The organism is Mesorhizobium sp. RCAM 06353 (assembly GCF_059683585.1).
On sequence record NZ_CM185031.1, the window covers coordinates 3,405,061 to 3,420,374 of the forward strand.

At 64.2% G+C, this 15,314-nt stretch carries 16 protein-coding genes and 1 pseudogene; 13 read left to right on the forward strand and 4 right to left on the reverse strand.

Annotation, left to right across the window (positions count from 1 at the left end; genetic code table 11):
- Positions 1-64: 64 nt before the first annotated feature.
- On the forward strand, positions 65-373 hold the full coding sequence (locus AC56QX_RS16390; protein ID WP_497117341.1) for an EthD family reductase: 309 nt from the start codon (positions 65-67) through the stop codon (positions 371-373).
- Between the two features lie 4 nt (positions 374-377).
- On the opposite strand, the gene AC56QX_RS16395 is transcribed toward AC56QX_RS16390, so the two are convergent.
- Entirely contained in the window at positions 378-692 is a 315-nt protein-coding gene (locus AC56QX_RS16395; protein ID WP_497117342.1) for an EthD family reductase, read from the reverse strand.
- Positions 693-1,131: 439 nt separating this feature from the next.
- Here AC56QX_RS16395 and AC56QX_RS16400 point away from each other — a divergent pair, with 439 nt between their 5' ends.
- From AC56QX_RS16400 to AC56QX_RS16440, 9 genes and pseudogenes are all read left to right on the forward strand, one after another.
- Entirely contained in the window at positions 1,132-1,308 is a 177-nt protein-coding gene (locus AC56QX_RS16400) for a Flp family type IVb pilin (RefSeq protein ID WP_497117344.1), read from the forward strand.
- Between the two features lie 110 nt (positions 1,309-1,418).
- Complete coding sequence (locus tag AC56QX_RS16405) at positions 1,419-1,643, forward strand: hypothetical protein (RefSeq protein ID WP_497117783.1); 225 nt, start codon at positions 1,419-1,421, stop codon at positions 1,641-1,643.
- 111 nt (positions 1,644-1,754) lie between these two features.
- Positions 1,755-4,256 (forward strand): DNA ligase D, encoded by a 2,502-nt coding sequence (gene ligD / locus AC56QX_RS16410; RefSeq protein ID WP_497117345.1) that lies wholly within the window; start codon positions 1,755-1,757, stop codon positions 4,254-4,256.
- A gap of 117 nt (positions 4,257-4,373) precedes the next feature.
- Positions 4,374-4,650, forward strand: a pseudogene (locus AC56QX_RS16415) (GIY-YIG nuclease family protein).
- A 461-nt stretch (positions 4,651-5,111) separates the two neighbouring features.
- The gene (gene ku / locus AC56QX_RS16420; RefSeq protein WP_497117346.1) at positions 5,112-6,020 is read left to right on the forward strand and encodes a non-homologous end joining protein Ku; all 909 of its coding nucleotides are present in this window, start codon (positions 5,112-5,114) and stop codon (positions 6,018-6,020) included.
- Positions 6,017-7,129 carry a tetratricopeptide repeat protein gene (locus AC56QX_RS16425; protein ID WP_497117348.1) on the forward strand — a complete coding sequence of 371 codons (1,113 nt, stop codon included), beginning with the start codon at positions 6,017-6,019 and terminating at the stop codon, positions 7,127-7,129. Before ku ends, AC56QX_RS16425 begins: the two co-directional genes overlap by 4 nt.
- A 209-nt stretch (positions 7,130-7,338) precedes the next feature.
- A complete protein-coding gene (locus tag AC56QX_RS16430) occupies positions 7,339-7,983 on the forward strand; it encodes an alpha/beta hydrolase family protein (protein ID WP_497117349.1) in 645 nt (214 codons plus the stop codon).
- 7 nt (positions 7,984-7,990) lie between these two features.
- Positions 7,991-8,761, forward strand: coding sequence for an exodeoxyribonuclease III (locus tag AC56QX_RS16435; RefSeq protein WP_497117351.1), 771 nt, complete (start codon positions 7,991-7,993; stop codon positions 8,759-8,761).
- Positions 8,762-8,960: 199 nt separating this feature from the next.
- Positions 8,961-10,154 (forward strand): hypothetical protein, encoded by a 1,194-nt coding sequence (locus AC56QX_RS16440; RefSeq protein WP_497117354.1) that lies wholly within the window; start codon positions 8,961-8,963, stop codon positions 10,152-10,154.
- 1 nt (position 10,155) lies between these two features.
- Here the strand turns inward: AC56QX_RS16440 and AC56QX_RS16445 are convergent, their stop codons facing one another.
- Entirely contained in the window at positions 10,156-10,266 is a 111-nt protein-coding gene (locus AC56QX_RS16445) for a putative RiPP precursor (protein WP_497117356.1), read from the reverse strand.
- A 319-nt stretch (positions 10,267-10,585) separates the two neighbouring features.
- Between AC56QX_RS16445 and AC56QX_RS16450 the strand changes: the two genes are divergently transcribed.
- The 3 genes from AC56QX_RS16450 (at position 10,586) to AC56QX_RS16460 (ending at position 14,350) form a co-directional block, all read left to right on the forward strand.
- Complete coding sequence (locus AC56QX_RS16450; protein WP_497117358.1) at positions 10,586-12,193, forward strand: WD40 repeat domain-containing protein; 1,608 nt, start codon at positions 10,586-10,588, stop codon at positions 12,191-12,193.
- 62 nt (positions 12,194-12,255) lie between these two features.
- Positions 12,256-12,807 (forward strand): isochorismatase family protein, encoded by a 552-nt coding sequence (locus tag AC56QX_RS16455; protein WP_497117360.1) that lies wholly within the window; start codon positions 12,256-12,258, stop codon positions 12,805-12,807.
- A 331-nt stretch (positions 12,808-13,138) separates the two neighbouring features.
- The gene (locus AC56QX_RS16460) at positions 13,139-14,350 is read left to right on the forward strand and encodes an amidohydrolase family protein (protein ID WP_497117362.1); all 1,212 of its coding nucleotides are present in this window, start codon (positions 13,139-13,141) and stop codon (positions 14,348-14,350) included.
- Between the two features lie 296 nt (positions 14,351-14,646).
- Here AC56QX_RS16460 and AC56QX_RS16465 read toward each other — a convergent pair whose 3' ends face one another.
- Positions 14,647-14,892: a hypothetical protein gene (locus AC56QX_RS16465; RefSeq protein WP_497117364.1), complete on the reverse strand. Its 246-nt coding sequence runs from the start codon at positions 14,890-14,892 to the stop codon at positions 14,647-14,649.
- A gap of 55 nt (positions 14,893-14,947) precedes the next feature.
- Positions 14,948-15,154: a hypothetical protein gene (locus tag AC56QX_RS16470; protein ID WP_497117366.1), complete on the reverse strand. Its 207-nt coding sequence runs from the start codon at positions 15,152-15,154 to the stop codon at positions 14,948-14,950.
- Positions 15,155-15,314 lie beyond the last annotated feature (160 nt).

Below are 15,314 nucleotides of genomic sequence, written 5' to 3' on the forward strand. Positions count from 1 at the left end.
CGGATTGACAAGCTCCCGGCAAAGTCATCACGCTTCTGCAGCGCAACGATTTCGGGAGGCAATGATGGCAAGCCTGGTGGTGATGTACGGCACGCCTGCGGATTCGGCGGCATTCGACGCCTATTATCGTGAAAAGCATATCCCGCTGGCCAAGACCATTCCGGGATTGCGGCGCTACGAAATCAGCCGCGGCCCGGTGATGACACCGGCCGGGCCGTCGAAAGTCCACCTAGTCGCCACCTTGCACTTCGATGACCTGGCTGCCATCCAGAATGCCTTCGCCAGCGCCGAAGGGCAGGTGACGGCCGCCGATCTCCAGGTGTTCGCGACCGGCGGTGCCGACATGCTGATCTTCGACGGCGAGGACGTGTGACTTCTCAAAGTGTCTCGGTGTCGAAGAGCAGCATCGTCACCAGATCGTCATCGCCGGCGAGTTTGCGCCGGTCCACCGCACAGGCCCGGCCGATATCGCTGGCAAAAGCCGTGCGAATGGCCTCCAGATTGTCGAAATAGAGTGTCGCGACCCTGTAGGGCGTCTCGCCCGGCAGAACGTTCATGATCGGCGGTCGGCTGATCTCGTAGCGCCGCAGTCCGGGCAATTGCTTGGCCAGCGGCACGTGAATGTCGTGGTAATGGCGCTCGAAGGCCGCCGGATCGGCGGGGGTTTTGTAGATGACAAGCATCTTGGCCATGATGGTGCTCCCTGTCGTTTGACGTGATCGCGCCTCGTCGGCGCCGCACCAATGTCGTTCGCCGGGAGCGGATTTCGACATGGGGGTTCGCGAGCCCAGTAAAATGGCCCCGGCGCTTGAAGATATTTCGCGCCTGCCAAAGGCCAAACCCGTGGGCGCAGTTGGCACTTGATCCATGTCAAAGCGGATCGGCGTCCATGCGCCTATCTGGTCTCCTGTCTTGGGAAGGACACAAGGCGGGTGGGTGGTCCCAGGCCGGCAAGCTGAAAACAGCTCCGGCCTGGACCGCCTGCAACCATTCCGCGCTCGGTGGCCGGATGTTTCATGTTTTGATTCAGGTCCGCGCGCAAGCACCTTCAAAAGGCTGGCAAAATTTGACCGAACCGCAACTCAAGGTGTCTATAGGGTTGTGCGAGGGATCAGAAACCAGGGGCTTGAAATGCAAGCAATCGTTTCCCGTTTCATCCGGGATGAAACCGGCGCGACCGCCATCGAATATGGCCTGATCGCCGCCCTCATCGCGCTTGCCATCATCACCGGCGCCGGCGCGCTCGGCAATGCCATCAATGCCAAGTTCACGACGATCGGCACGAAGGTCACCAGCAGCGGATCGTAAGCTGCGCGGCCGCGAAATTGACAGGACAGCGCGTCTCCGTCATCCTTGAGACCAGTCGCCAGGCCGTGGAAGCGGCCATGTTGCGTGTCAGGGCGACCGAGGGCAGCGTCATGTTCAGTCCCGTCATCGGCCAGAATGCCAAGCGCGCCGCGGTGCGCAAGGCGCTTGACAGCCACAAGGTCTACATCACCGCGCAAAGCTTTTCGGACGGTGCCTACCAGGCACGCGTGCTGGTCGACGGCGAGGCCTACTGGGTGGATGAGTTCCGGCTGAGCCAGCTGCAGCAGGGACTGACCCCGGCCGAGCTCGAGCTGACGCCGGCTGCCGACGATTGAGAGCGTGACCACCGTTTCTTCGCACTGCGCTGGGAAATCTGAAATGCTGGCGGGACAGTGTGACGGAACGCGGCGCTGGGAAGGCGCATCCGCATCCGCCACCGCCTATCCATGACCACTCCGCCAAAACTCAAAACCTATCGCGCCAAGCGTGAATTCACCAAAACACCCGAACCGGCCGGCGGGCTCATCTCCGGTGACGGCAACCGTTTCGTCGTCCACAAGCACCACGCCACTGCTGACCATTACGATCTGCGTCTGCAGGTCGGCGACGTGCTGAAAAGCTGGGCGGTGCCGCGCGGGCCTTCGCTCAACCCGGCCGACAAAAGGTTGGCGGTCGAGACCGAGGACCATCCGCTCGAATATATCGACTTCGAGGGCGTCATTCCCGAGGGCGAATATGGCGGCGGGCCGATGATCGTCTGGGACACCGGCACCTGGGCGCCGATGGACGATGTCGACAAAAGCCTCAGGACCGGCGCTTTCAAGTTCCGGCTGGCCGGCAAGAAGCTCAATGGCGGCTGGATGCTGACCCGCCTGAAGCCCAAGCCCGGCGAGGACGCGGAGAAAAAGAACTGGCTGCTGTTCAAGGAGCGCGATCTCGCCGCCGATGCCAAGCTCGACATCCTCGAAGCGCGGCCGGAAAGCGTGAAATCCGGCCTGCGCATCGAGGAGTTGGTGGCGCCTCCGAAGCCGGCCGCAAAGTCCGCGCCAAAGCCGGGTTCGCTGAAGCCCTCTACACTGCCGGGCGCGGTGAAGGCGCCGGCGCTGAGCCGCATCGAACCGCAGCTGTCGACGCAGGTGCCAAACCCGCCGGGCGGCGAAGGGCCTGCCGAAAACACCAACGAGCTCTGGCTGCACGAGATCAAATTCGACGGCTACCGCACCATGGCGCATATCTCCAATGGCGAGGTGCGGCTGATCACCCGAGGCGGCATCGACTGGACGAAGCGCTACGGCGACCTGCCGCACGCGTTTGCCAAACTGCCGTGCCGCGAGGCGATCATCGACGGCGAGATCGTCGTGCTCGACGGCCGGGGTATCAGCCGCTTCGCATTGCTGCAGGATGCGCTGGCCGAGGGCGCCGGCAGCAAGCTGCATTTCTATGCCTTCGATCTGTTGCATCTCGATGGCTGGGACCTGCTGAAGGCGCCGCTCATCCGGCGCAAGGCTTTGCTGGCCGAGCTGCTTGGCGGGCTGGGCGCCAACTCCGCCATCCAGTTCTCCGACCATGTCGAAGGCTCAGGGCAGGGGCTTTACGATCAGGCGACGGAGCTCGGGCTCGAAGGCGTCGTCTCCAAGCGCGCCACCGCGATCTACCAGAGCGGCCGCACCAAGAGCTGGACCAAGTGCAAGGCGCTGCAGAAGGACGATTTCGTCATCGCGGGTTACACGATCTCGCAAGCGGCGGAAGGGCTGGCGGCGCTGGGCATGGCCGAGTGGCAGGACGGCGAACTGCATTATCGCGGCAAGGTCGGCACCGGCTTCGACGCCGGGACCGCAGCCGACCTGCTCGCCCGGCTGGAGCCGCTGACATCGGGTGCCACGCCACCCGAAGGCGTGCCGCGCGAAATCATGCGCGAGATGCATTGGGTGAAGCCGTTGTTTTCGGCGCGCATCCACTATGCCAACCGTACCGCGGACAATTCGCTGCGCCATGGCGTGTTTCGCGGCCTCAGGGATGTCGGCCTGTCGACGCCGGTCTCGGCCAAACGCAAGCGGCTGATCTCGGAGGCGGATCTCGCCACCATCTGGGTGACCAATCCGGAGCGCCGGCTGTTCGGCAAGACCGGGCCGACCAAGCTCGACATCGCCGTCTATTACGCGCTGGTGGGCGATTTCATGCTGCCGCACATCCTTGGCCGCCCGGTGTCGCTGGTGCGCTGCCCGACCGGCCTGCCCAAGGATTGCTTCTTCCAGCGCCACGCCTTCACCGGCATGCCGCCTTCGGTGGTGACGTTCCAGGCGACCAATTCCGAGGGCGAGACCAAATCCTACCTCTCGATCGAAGGAGCAAAAGGCTATCTGGCACTGGCGCAGTTCGGCGTCGTCGAGTTCCACACCTGGGGCACGCACCGCACCAGCCTCGACAGGCCCGACCAGATCGTCTTCGACCTCGACCCGGGCGAGGGGATTTCCTGGCGCGAGGTGGTCGAGGCCGCCGTCCACATCAAGGGCGAACTGGAGAGGCTGGGGCTGGTGCCCTTCGCCAAGACGTCGGGCGGCAACGGCATCCACATCACCGTGCCGGTGACGCCAAAGCAGAACTGGAAGAAGCTGCACCAGGCCACCAGCACCATCTCCACGCATCTGGCGGCGACCGCGCCCGACACCTTCACCACCACCATGGGCAAGGACAACCGCAAGAAACGCATCTTCATCGACTATCACCGCAATGCGCGCGGCCACACATCGGCGGCGCCCTATTCGCTGCGGGCGCGGACCAATTTGCCGGCGTCGACGCCGGTGAGCTGGGGCGATCTGGAGACGATCGATGCGCCGCAGGATTTGAATTATTCGTCGCTGCCGGGGCTGCTGGAGACGTCGGGCGATCCGTGGGCGGAGATTGAGGAGTTTGCCAGGGATTTGCCTCCCCATCTTTCGTCATCCTAGGGCGAAGCAAGGAGCGAAGCGACGCGCGCAGACCCTAAGGATCCATGCCGTGACGTTGGCCGTAAAATGCGGCTGCTCAGAATGGCCGCCGACTATAACGCCAGCTAAAGTCGTCGCATGACCGGCTACGTCTACATGACCGCGAGTCAGAAACGCGGCACGATCTACATCGGTGTTTGGCCGCCGCATGCCGGAGCACAAGTCAGGCGAAGGCTCGCGCTTCACCAGTCAATACGGTGTGCAACGACTGGTCTGGTATGAGGAATACTTCGACATCACCGACGCCATCCAGCGGGAGAAGTCGCTCAAACGCTGGCCGCGCCAATGGAAGATCGACCTGATCGAAAAGGCGAATCCAGACTGGTTCGAACTGTTTCGTGGAACTGGATGGTGAGGCCACCTCACGCTTCGTCATCCTCGGGCTTGACCCGAGGATCCATGCCGTGATGGTGGTCGTGGAATACGGCGGATCAGAATTCTGAACCGTAGCGACGCTTGAGAGTCACGGCATGGATCCTAGGGTCTGCGCCGCGTCGCTTCGCTCCTTGCTCCGCCCTAGGATGACGAAGGAAAGGGATGCGGGGTCATCTACTTGGCTTGATCCGAAGGGGCTGGGTGCCATCGACGCTTCCGACAATTTGAATTATTCTCTCGCAACGACCTCAAAAGCGTAGCGGAAGATTTCGTCAGGGATTTGCCGGTATTGTGCGGGGTCGGTGTAGGATTTGCGCAGCCTCGTTCGTCCTTCGGACGAAAAGCGCTGCAGAGAGCATGATCCCGAAAAGTGGGAACCGGTTTTCGGATAAGATCATGCTCAAGCTAAAATGTCAGTGCATGGCCGCGTAGGAGTATATCATGGCGCCCAGGGCAAGTTGGAAGGGTTATCTCAAGCTCAGCCTCGTCAGCTGTCCGGTGCGGCTATACCCCGCAACGACCACCAGCGAGCGCATCTCGTTCAATCAGCTGCACAAGAAGACCCACAACCGCATCAACATGAAGCCGGTCGATCCGGAACTCGGGCTGGTCGAGCGCTCGGACCTGGTCAAGGGCTATGAGTACGAGGACAAGCAGTACATCATCATCGATGATGCCGACCTCGACGCGGTGCGCATCGAATCCAACCACACGATGAACATCGAGGCCTTCGTCGATGAGGGCGAGGTCGACGTCATCTATCAGGACGCGCCGTACTACATGGCGCCGGATGGGGCGATGGCGGAGGAGACTTTCGCCGTGCTGCGCGAAGCCATGCGGAAATCCGGCAAGCTGGCGATCGCCCGGCTGGTGCTGTCGAGCCGCGAACGCGTGGTGACGATCGGCGCTCGCGAGAACGGGATGTTCGTGTGCACGTTGAGGAACCCGAACGAAGTGCGCGGCACGGTTGAGTATTTCGGCAACATCCCTGCCGGCAAGCCCGACCAGGAAATGCTTGAGCTCGCCGAAGCGTTGATCAAGCAGAAGGAAACCACCTTCGATCCGAAGAACTACGAGGACCGCTACGAGATCGCGCTGATGGCGATGATCCGCGAGAAGCTGAAGGGCCACAAGCCGATCATCGCGGCGGCACCCGAGCGCGGCAATGTCATCAATCTGATGGATGCGCTGAAGGCCAGCCTGTCGCAGTCGAAGCCGCCAGCCAAGTCGAAGAGCAAGGCCGACGACGTGGCGGCCAAGCCCGCCGCCAAAAAGGCGGCAGCGGGTGGTGCGCCTGAAAATCCGCTGAAGGCCAGTCTGCTGAAGGCGGTCGGCAAGAGCAAGAAATGACGGCACCGGCGGGCGCCGTCTTTGGCACCATCGGCGCGCTGGCGGCGTTTCCGCTGAGGTTGGCGGGTCGCGAGGTCGAGCGCCAGCACGGCCAGCTCCGGCGCGGCATCACAAGGCGCACCACGCATGTCGTGTTCGGCCGGGCGCTGCTTGCCAAGGCTGGATTGACGAAAAACGGCGATGCCGGGATCGAGCGCCGCGTCGCCGCCGAGCGTGCGGCCGGGCGCATGCTGCTCAGCGAGAACGGTTTTTTGCGCCTGCTCGGGCTGATAAAGGCGCCGGAGGCGTCCTCGCTGTCCAGGCAATCGCTGATTGAGCAATCGCGCCTGTCCGGCGCCGATCTCGACCTGCTGTCGCTGTTCGATGCCTTCGAGCATGACAACGAACCCTATTCCTTCCGCGACCTGATCCTGGCGCGCAAATATGCCGGACTGGTGGCCGGCGGTGCGACATGGGGGGCGATCGCGCGTTCGGTGCACCGCTCCGGACCGGTCGCCTCGCTCACCGCCAAGTCGCTCAATGTCGGCTCGCAGCATGGCAGGCCTGACGCGATCTATCTCGAAGGCGGCCAGAGCGAACTCGACGGGCAGCTGCTGTTCGACCTGGGTGCCGCGGCACAGAGCGACGACACGCTGGAAGAGCTGTTTGCCGAGGCCGAAGCGGTGGAGGAGAGCGGCGACCATGACGGTGCTGCCGCACTCTACCAGCGCTGCCTCGCCATCGACCCGAGCGACGCCATCGCCGCCTTCAACCGCGCCAACTGCCTGCGCGCCGGCGGCCACGCGGCGGACGCCGCGCATGACTATGCCAGGGCGATAAAACTCGACCCGGCCTTTGTCGAAGCCTGGTTCAACCTTGCCGGGCTGATGAGCGAGCAAGGCCGCGACGCCTCAGCGCGACGACATCTGCAGAAAGCGATCGCGCTCGACAAGAGCTATGCCGATCCGGTGTTCAACCTGGCGCGCGTGGAATTCGATGCCGGTAATCTGCTGGAAGCGCGCCGGCTGTGGGTGCGCTATCTGGAGCTCGATCCGGAGTCGGAATGGGCCGGGGTGGCGGCCAGGGGCGTGCAGTTCGTGGATATGCAGTTGGCACGGACGGCGGGGTGAGGGACTGATGCTGGTGCTTGAACACCCCCTCTGTCCTGCCGGACATCTCCCCCGCAAGGGGGAGATTGGATATCGCCATCGCTTTCGCCAATCATCGACACTGGAAGGTGGGTGGAACGTCAAAGCTGCCGATCTCCCCCTTGCGGGGGAGATGTCCGGCAGGACAGAGGGGGTGTGAAGGAACGCGACCTCTCGGAAAAGACCGCCCCATGACCAGCGTCCTCTTCGACGGCGACGACACCGCCCCCGTCACCATCCTGCTCGCGCATGGCGCCGGCGCGTCGATGGATTCGCCCTCGATGACCGCCACCGCGAAGGCTTTTGCCGCCGCCGGCTTCCAGGTCGCGCGCTTCGAATTCCACTACATGGCGGCGCGCCGCTACGGTCAGCGCAAACCGCCGCCGCGCGCCGAGACCGTGAACCCGGAATACATCAAGGCGATCGCCGACCTCAGAGCCAGGGGCGTGGTGGGCAAGCTCATCATCGGCGGGAAGTCGATGGGCGGGCGTGTCGCCTCGATGGTGGCGGACGAGATATTCGCCAAGGGTGAAATCTCGGGGCTGGTCTGCCTTGGCTATCCCTTCCACCCGCCCGGCAAGCCCGAGCAATTACGGACAAAGCATCTCGCCGGGTTGAAGACGCCGACGCTGGTCTTTCAAGGCACGCGCGACGAGTTCGGCACGAAGGACGAGGTGGCCGGTTACGAGCTCTCCGACAGCATCGAGGTGGTGTGGTTGGAGGATGGCGACCATGATCTCAAGCCGCGCAAGAGCATTTCGGGGTTCTCGACCGCCGATCATCTGAAGACGCTGGCGGAGACGGTGAAGGGTTGGGTAGGCAGCGTGGCCTCCTGATCCGCCAATGAAAATCGCCACCTTCAACATCAACAACATCAACAGCCGGCTGGAAAACCTGCTGGCATGGCTGGCTGCGGCCAAACCGGATGTCGTCTGCCTGCAGGAACTCAAGGCCCGCGACATGCAGTTTCCGCGTACCGCGCTGGCCGACGCAGGTTACGGCGCGGTGTGGAAGGGCGAGCCGACCTGGAACGGCGTCGCCATCCTCGCGCGAGGATCCGAACCCGTCCTGACCCGCGATGCCTTGCCCGGCGACGATACCGACACGCAAAGCCGCTACATCGAGGCAGCGGTGAACGGCATTGTCATCGCTTGCCTCTATGCGCCGAACGGCAATCCGCAGCCAGGGCCGAAATTTCAGTACAAGCTCGCCTGGCACGCGCGGCTAGCGGCGCATGCCGAACAGCTTATCGATACCGGCCTGCCTGTGGTGCTGGCCGGCGACTACAACATCGTGCCCGAGCCGCGCGACATCTATGCCACCCGCTCCTATGACGACAATGCGCTGGTGCAGCCGGAAAGCCGCGCCGCCTTCGCCGCGCTCATCGAGCAGGGCTGGACCGACGCGCTGCGCAAGGTCTATCCGAAGGAGACGCTCTACACGTTCTGGGATTACCGCCGGAACCGCTGGCCACGCAACGCGGGCCTGCGGCTCGATCACATATTGCTGTCGAAGACGCTCGCCCGCCGGCTGAAAGCGGCTGGCATCGACCGCGACGTGCGCGGGCAGGACGGCGCCAGCGACCACGCGCCCGTGTGGGTGGAGTTAAGGTGAAGGGTGTATTGTTCCCGGTCGTGCCCGGCGAAGCTGACGCAAGATTGGACGTCGGATCATTCTAGCCAATCTCGAAGGCCGCACAGTGCTTTTGCGCAGGCGCCATCTCGCGCTACTCTGGCGATGGATCAGCATCGGGGGCGTTTGATGCATTGCATGTCTGACAGCCGCGAACGGCCACTATCGAAGCCTGCCCGCCATGCATGATTTCAGCCTCGTCGACATCCTGCTCGCGGCCGCCGTCCTTATTGCGGTCGCGGCATGCGTCGTCTGGCTGTTGCGCAAGGCGCGTGTCCGGCGCCGCACCCAACGCCGTGCGGATCCGGCCAACGACTATGCCGTGCGCAGCGACTGGGAGCGCAGCACTGGCACCGTCAACTACTCGTCCTTCGTCTATTTCGATGTCGACCGCGACGGAAAATACGGCGTTGGCGACCGGCCGATGGCCGGCATCATGGTGCGGCTGTTCGACGGGCAGGGCGGCTTCGTCGCTTCGACCAGGACAAACAATGGCGGCTTTGCCAACTTCGCCATGTCGATTTCTTCGGCCAACGCCATGATCCGCGCGCCCGGCACCTACCGGTTCGCGGTTTCGATGCCGCCGGGCTGGCGCTCGCCCACTGCCAACGAGACGCAATCGCAGGATTTCCGGCTGGCGCCCGGCTCGCCCGCCGGGTTGGTGTCGCAGGACCTGCCGCAGCCGGTCGGCCTGGCGCCGCCGCGCTGCCTGGCCGGCAGGATGGCGGCGGGCGGCACCGCGACACTGTCGGTGATGGCAAATGGGCAAGAGCTGGAGAGCCGGGCGCTGGCGCCGGGTTTACCCTTCCGGCTCGACCTTGCCGGCGAGGCCGACATGGTGGTGATTTCCGGCGGCGGGCTTGACCGGCAGCTTGCGCTTTCGCCCTATCCGACCGATCTCGGGCTGTTGTCATCGCAAACACTGCCGAACGAGGCCCCGCTGCGGACGATCGGCTTCGACGACGTCACGGGGCGTGGCTTCCGCAAGATCCCGTGCGGCCATGCCGGGCTGCAATGGTGCAACCTCAACGCCATGGCGCAGGATCACACCAAGGGCAGCGAAGGCTATGTCAACGGCAATGTCTCGGGCGATCACGTCGCTTATACCAGCAGCGGCTACCCGGCCGAGTTCAGCCGCGAAACCCCGTTTGGTTTCCACTCAGTGCTGCTGAGCGCGGCGTGGCTGAAGTCTGAAGGGGAGATGGCGCTGATCGAGTGTTGGCTGGGCGAGCAGCTGGTCGCCAGCGATCAGTTGGCGCTGTCGGCGCTGACGCCGCTGCACTACGCCCCGATGCTCAAAGCGGTAACCCGTGTTCGTCTTTCGACGAAACACTCTTGGCAGATGGTGCTGGACGACCTGATGCTGACGGGCTGACTTATTGCGGTATCACAGGATTCGAGGTCACGACCGGGCCGTTGGTCGCGGCGGTGATCGATTTCAAATTGCCCTTCTTGATCAAAGCAGGCCGTTCATAAATCTTCTTCATGATGCAGTCTCTCCACTATATCCCGCCGTGAGTGTGACACATCTCGATCTTCTGTCAATGTTGCGCTGGGGATAGTCCAGACTATCTCAACCAGAAGATCGGAGACTCTGGTTCCGGGATGCCGATTGCTTCGGCCTGATTGCGCATAGACCGACACTCTAAAGCGCGGTCCGACATGCTTAAGCCGTTGTTTCTATGTATATCCCGGGCCCAAATCGGGATATGTCAGGTGATATACATGGGGCAGGAAGCGAGGGCGGCGCTTTGCGGTATACGGCGGCGCTGATAATCTCCGCCAAATCCGCGGGCGGAGAGCGCGATGAACAGATTGGCTGACAGGGTGCTGGCGCTCGTGCTGGCTGCGGTTGCCATGGCCTGCCTGGTGCGGGTCTATCCGCTCGCCGGTGGCTTTGCCTGGCATGGCGCTGCCGGGCTGCTGGCGGATGCGGCCTCCTTGCGGATTCTGGTTTTCTGCGTGGCGACATTTGCCTGCCTGGCCGGCGCCTTGCTGTTCTGGTCGGGCCTGTTGCCGGGCCGGCCGGCGCAACCGGCCGGGGCGCCGCTGTTCGGTCGCGCGGCCGAAGTGCAGGAGACCGGCAGGCCCGGCCTGCGCAAGGTTTTTTTCGCCTTGCCGCTGATTGTGCTGGCGGCGCTGGCCGTCGACCGGTTCGGCCCGTGGCATGATGGTGGCGAGATCGCCAGCCAGCCCAGCCAGCCCAAGGCGGCCGAACCGAAGCCTGGCGAACCGAAACCCGATGAACCGAAACTTGCCGAACCCAAACCCGTTGAGCCGAAGGGCCAGGATGTCGCCAGCGCACCGCCGGCTCCCGAACCGGCACCTGCGCCGGCCCCGCCAGTGGCGCCATCCGCTCCGCCACCAGTAGCTGCCAACCCGCCGCCGGCACCCGCAGCGCCGCCCGTGGCCGCGCCTGCGCCAACGCCTGTCGCGCCGCCGGAGGTCGCGGTCATTCCGCCGCCCACCGTGGCGCCGTTGCCGCCACCGCCGCCGGCGGCGCCAACGCAGCCCGACGGCCATCGCGACGCGGTCGTCTGGCTGGCGGTGGCGCCCGACGGGCGCTCGATCCTCAGCGCCAGCACCGACCATGTGATCAAGCTGTGGGATATTGGCGGCAAGCACCTGATCCGCAATCTCGGCGTCCACAAGGACATGGCGCGCACCGCGCTCTATATGCCCGACGGCGTCAGCGCGCTGACGGCCGGCGACGATGGCGAGATCGTGCTGCGCAAATTGGCCGATGGTGCCGTTCTGCATGTCTTCCAGTCCGGCCAGAATGGCGGCGTCAACAAGCTGGCGATCGGCCCGGACGGCAAGCGCGCCGTTAGCGGACACGACACCGGCAATGTCATCGTCTGGGACCTCGTCAACAATTCCGTGCTGCATGTGCTGACTGGGCACGACTGGTCGATCAGCGCGGTCGCCGTCTCGCCCGACGGCAAGCAGGCGCTGAGCGGCAGCATCGACGGTACGCTGAAACTCTGGGACATCGAAAGCGGCAAGCAATTGCGCAGTTGGCACGGCCACGAGCAGGGCACCTATGGCGCCGTCTTCACCGCCGACGGGCACCATGTAATCACCGGCAGCGGCGACCTGACGATCAAGGTCTGGGATCTCGACAGCGGCCGCGAGGTGAAGCGTTTCGAAGGCCATGAAGGCACGGTCTATACGTTGGCGCTGTCGGCCGACGGCAAGCGCCTGCTGTCGGGCTCGCTCGATGGCACGGCGCGGCTTTGGGACATGGAAACCGGCAACCAGATCGCTATGTTCGACAGCCAGACCGGCCCGATCTACGCCGTGGCCTTCGCCCCCGACGGCACGGTGCTGACCGGCGGCTACGACCGCACCATCAGGGATTGGCCGGCGAGCGGCGGCGATGGTGTGGTCCTGTTTGCTGGGGCGCCGGGGTGACTACGGCCACGTCCGCCATTCCCGTCCTTGACCCTCCCGCCGTCCAAGCTATGTTCGCGCCCATGTCAGAACCCAGCCCCACTGCCAAAGCGCCGCTTATCGTCATCGACCTCCAGACCGGCATGTTTGACGGTGTGCATGAGCCGCCGATCCATGATGCGCCTGCCATTGCCGAGCGCGCCCGTGCGGTGATCGACTGGGCAAGGCGCGGTGGGCGCAAGGTCGCTTTCGTCAGGCATGACGGACCCGAGGGCGACCCGCTGGCACCGGGTGAGCCGGGCTGGCCGGTTTGGCCCGCCCTTGGCCAGGCCGACGATGAGCCGACCTTCGCCAAATCCGTGCGCGATGCTTTCAGCAATCCGGCCTTTGGCGATTGGGTCGCTGGGCAGGGCGCGGGTGCCGTGGTGATCCTCGGTGCGCAGACCGATTTTTGCGTGGCGGCGACCGTCAAGGGCGCGATCGCCAGAGGGCTCGGCGTGACCGTGGTTTCCGATGCCCACAGCACGCTGGACAGCGCCAGGGAAAGCGCTGAGCAGATCATCACCCGGCACAATGGTGAATTCACCGCGGCCGGCGCGACTGTGGTGACCACGAAGGCGCTGGTCGACGGCTGAAGCTGCAACGAATGACGCTGCTGGAGAATCCTCGCTCGCGCGGCGGCTGCGTCGTCTGGGACGCTTGCCGTGGTCGACGCGGACGGGGGGCGCATTGTTGGGATGGCTGGGCGCCCGCGTCAACCAGGGCGGCTCGTACCGCCGCAGCAACACCATGACACGTTGCCGGGCGTTCGAAACTTCCGTGATAGCGGAATAGGCAGGAGCCGTAGTGCGGATTCGGCGCCCTGCTTCGCCAGGACAATTGCCGAGAAACAGTTTCTCTTGCCTGCCGCATTGACCCGCGGCGGGCGGGCGGCGAGGACTGGCGCTTTCAGCAGGGATGGTGCCCATGAGCGAACAGACGATTTTCCGCAACGCGAAACTGGCCGATGGCTCGCTGGCGGATTTCTTTGTCACCGGCGGCCGCTTCAGCGCCATCGCGCCGGCCGGCAGTGCGCCGCCGGCTGATCTCGCCGGCCCAGCCATCATCGATCTCGGCGGCCAGCTTGTCGTGCCGGCTTTCGTCGAGGGGCATATCCATCTCGACACCTCGTTCTATGGCGATGCCTGGCGCCCGCACATTCCCTGCACCAACGGTTTCGACGTGCGCGAGCGCGTTGCCTTCCAGGCGCAGAACCTCGCCGCCGCGGCGCCGATGGCGGAGCGGGCGAAAAACCAGCTCGATCTCTGCATCGGCAATGGCAGCCTGGCCATGCGCAGCCATGTCATGGTCGACGGCTCGGTCGGGCTGAAACATGTCGAAACCATCCTCGCCGTGCGTGAAGAATACCGCGACCTCATCGACATCCAGCTCGTCGCCTTCCCGCAAAGCGGTATTCTCTCCTCGCCCGGCACGGCGGAGTTTTTGGACGAGGCGCTGAAGCTTGGCTGCGACCTCATCGGCGGGCTCGACCCGGCCAGCTTCGACCGCGATGTGAAGGGCCATCTCGATGTGGTGTTCGCCATGGCGCAAAAGCATGGCGCCGGCATCGACATCCACCTGCATGATGGCGACACGCTCGGCCTGTTCCAGGTCGAGGAGATCGCCGCGCGGACAAAGGCGCTCGGCATGCGGGGAAACGTCGCCGTCAGCCACGCCTATGGGCTTGGCGACATTCCAGCCGATGCGCTCAAGCAGGCCGGTGCGATGCTGGCGGCCGCTGGCGTGGCGATCAATACCAACGCGCCCGGCAACCATGCCTTCCCGCCGGTGGCGGCTCTGCGGCAGGAAGGCGTCACCGTGTTCAGCGGCTCCGACAACATCCGCGATTCCTGGTGGCCCTATGGCGATGGCGACATGCTGAACCGGGCCAACATGATCGGCTACCGCTCCGGCTTCTACGAGGACCACGAGCTGGCCGCCGCTTTCGATGTGGTGACCCACGCCGGCGCCAAGGCGTTGGGGCTGGAGGGCTACGGCATTGCGGTTGGCGCCAGCGCCGACTTCGTCGTCATGCGGGCGCAGCACGTGCCCGAGGCGGTGGTGGCGGTGCCGAAGGATCGGACGGTGTATCGCCGGGGCAGGGCGGTGGCGAAGGGCGGGACTGTACTGGCACGTTGACGCCATGGGTTGATGGCGGAAGGGGCCCGGCGGGCAGGTGCAAAGGGAGCACGCCAGGCCCCGCCGGCTTCTGGCGGGAGCCGGCGGCTTTTACATTAGTAGTATCTAATGTAATTGCAAGATGGAGGCGCGGCATCCCTAGGGATAGACGCTGCCGGATTTCAAAAACCGGCCGCGCCCGCCACCATCAGCACCAGAACCACCGCCGCCACGCCCCAGGCAGCCGCCACTGCCAAGGTCTGCCCGTTCAGACGGAACCTTCGACGACGCCTGGGCAATTCCATCCTCGGCATGGCTCAGAAGCGATCGAAATCGCAGACCCGCACCTTCTCGATGACCCAGTGGTGGTGGCGCCAATGCTTCCTGACCTTTACGAAGCAATGCCGGTTGTGATGTTTGCGCCAGCGATGATCGCGCCAGTGATGCCGGCCCATGCCGCCATTGTCCGTGGTGATGACGAGGCTGGCGGCCTGCGTCGGGGCAACGTTGACGGGGGACAGCACAGAGACAAAGAGAAGTGCGCAGAGAAGATTGGCTTTCACTTTGGGTTTCCATTGTGAATAAGGTTTTGTGCAAAGAAAGTGGCGCTCCGGCCGATCACTCCGCCGCGCTCTGGTCGGCTGCCTGGGCCGATCGGGCCGGCACGGAAGACAGAGCGTGTTCATTGGATTGCTGCTCGCCGAAATAGAGCAAACCGCCCAGGACGAGGAACACAATCCCGACTGCCACAAGTCCGACCATCAACACGGCGATCGCCGTGCCCGGGCCGTGGCCTGTTCTGGTGATAATGGACCGATGGTGCATCGCTCTTTCCTCCGAAATTCAGTCCGGTCCGGAGACCTTGCGGCAAACGACGACAAAGGCGGGATGTTCCCGATGACGAGCCGCATCGGCCCTTTGCGTTTCCTTGTAGGACCAAGGTCTTAGGTGGCTTAAGCAAAGGTCCGAGAGGCCTTGTTCGGTT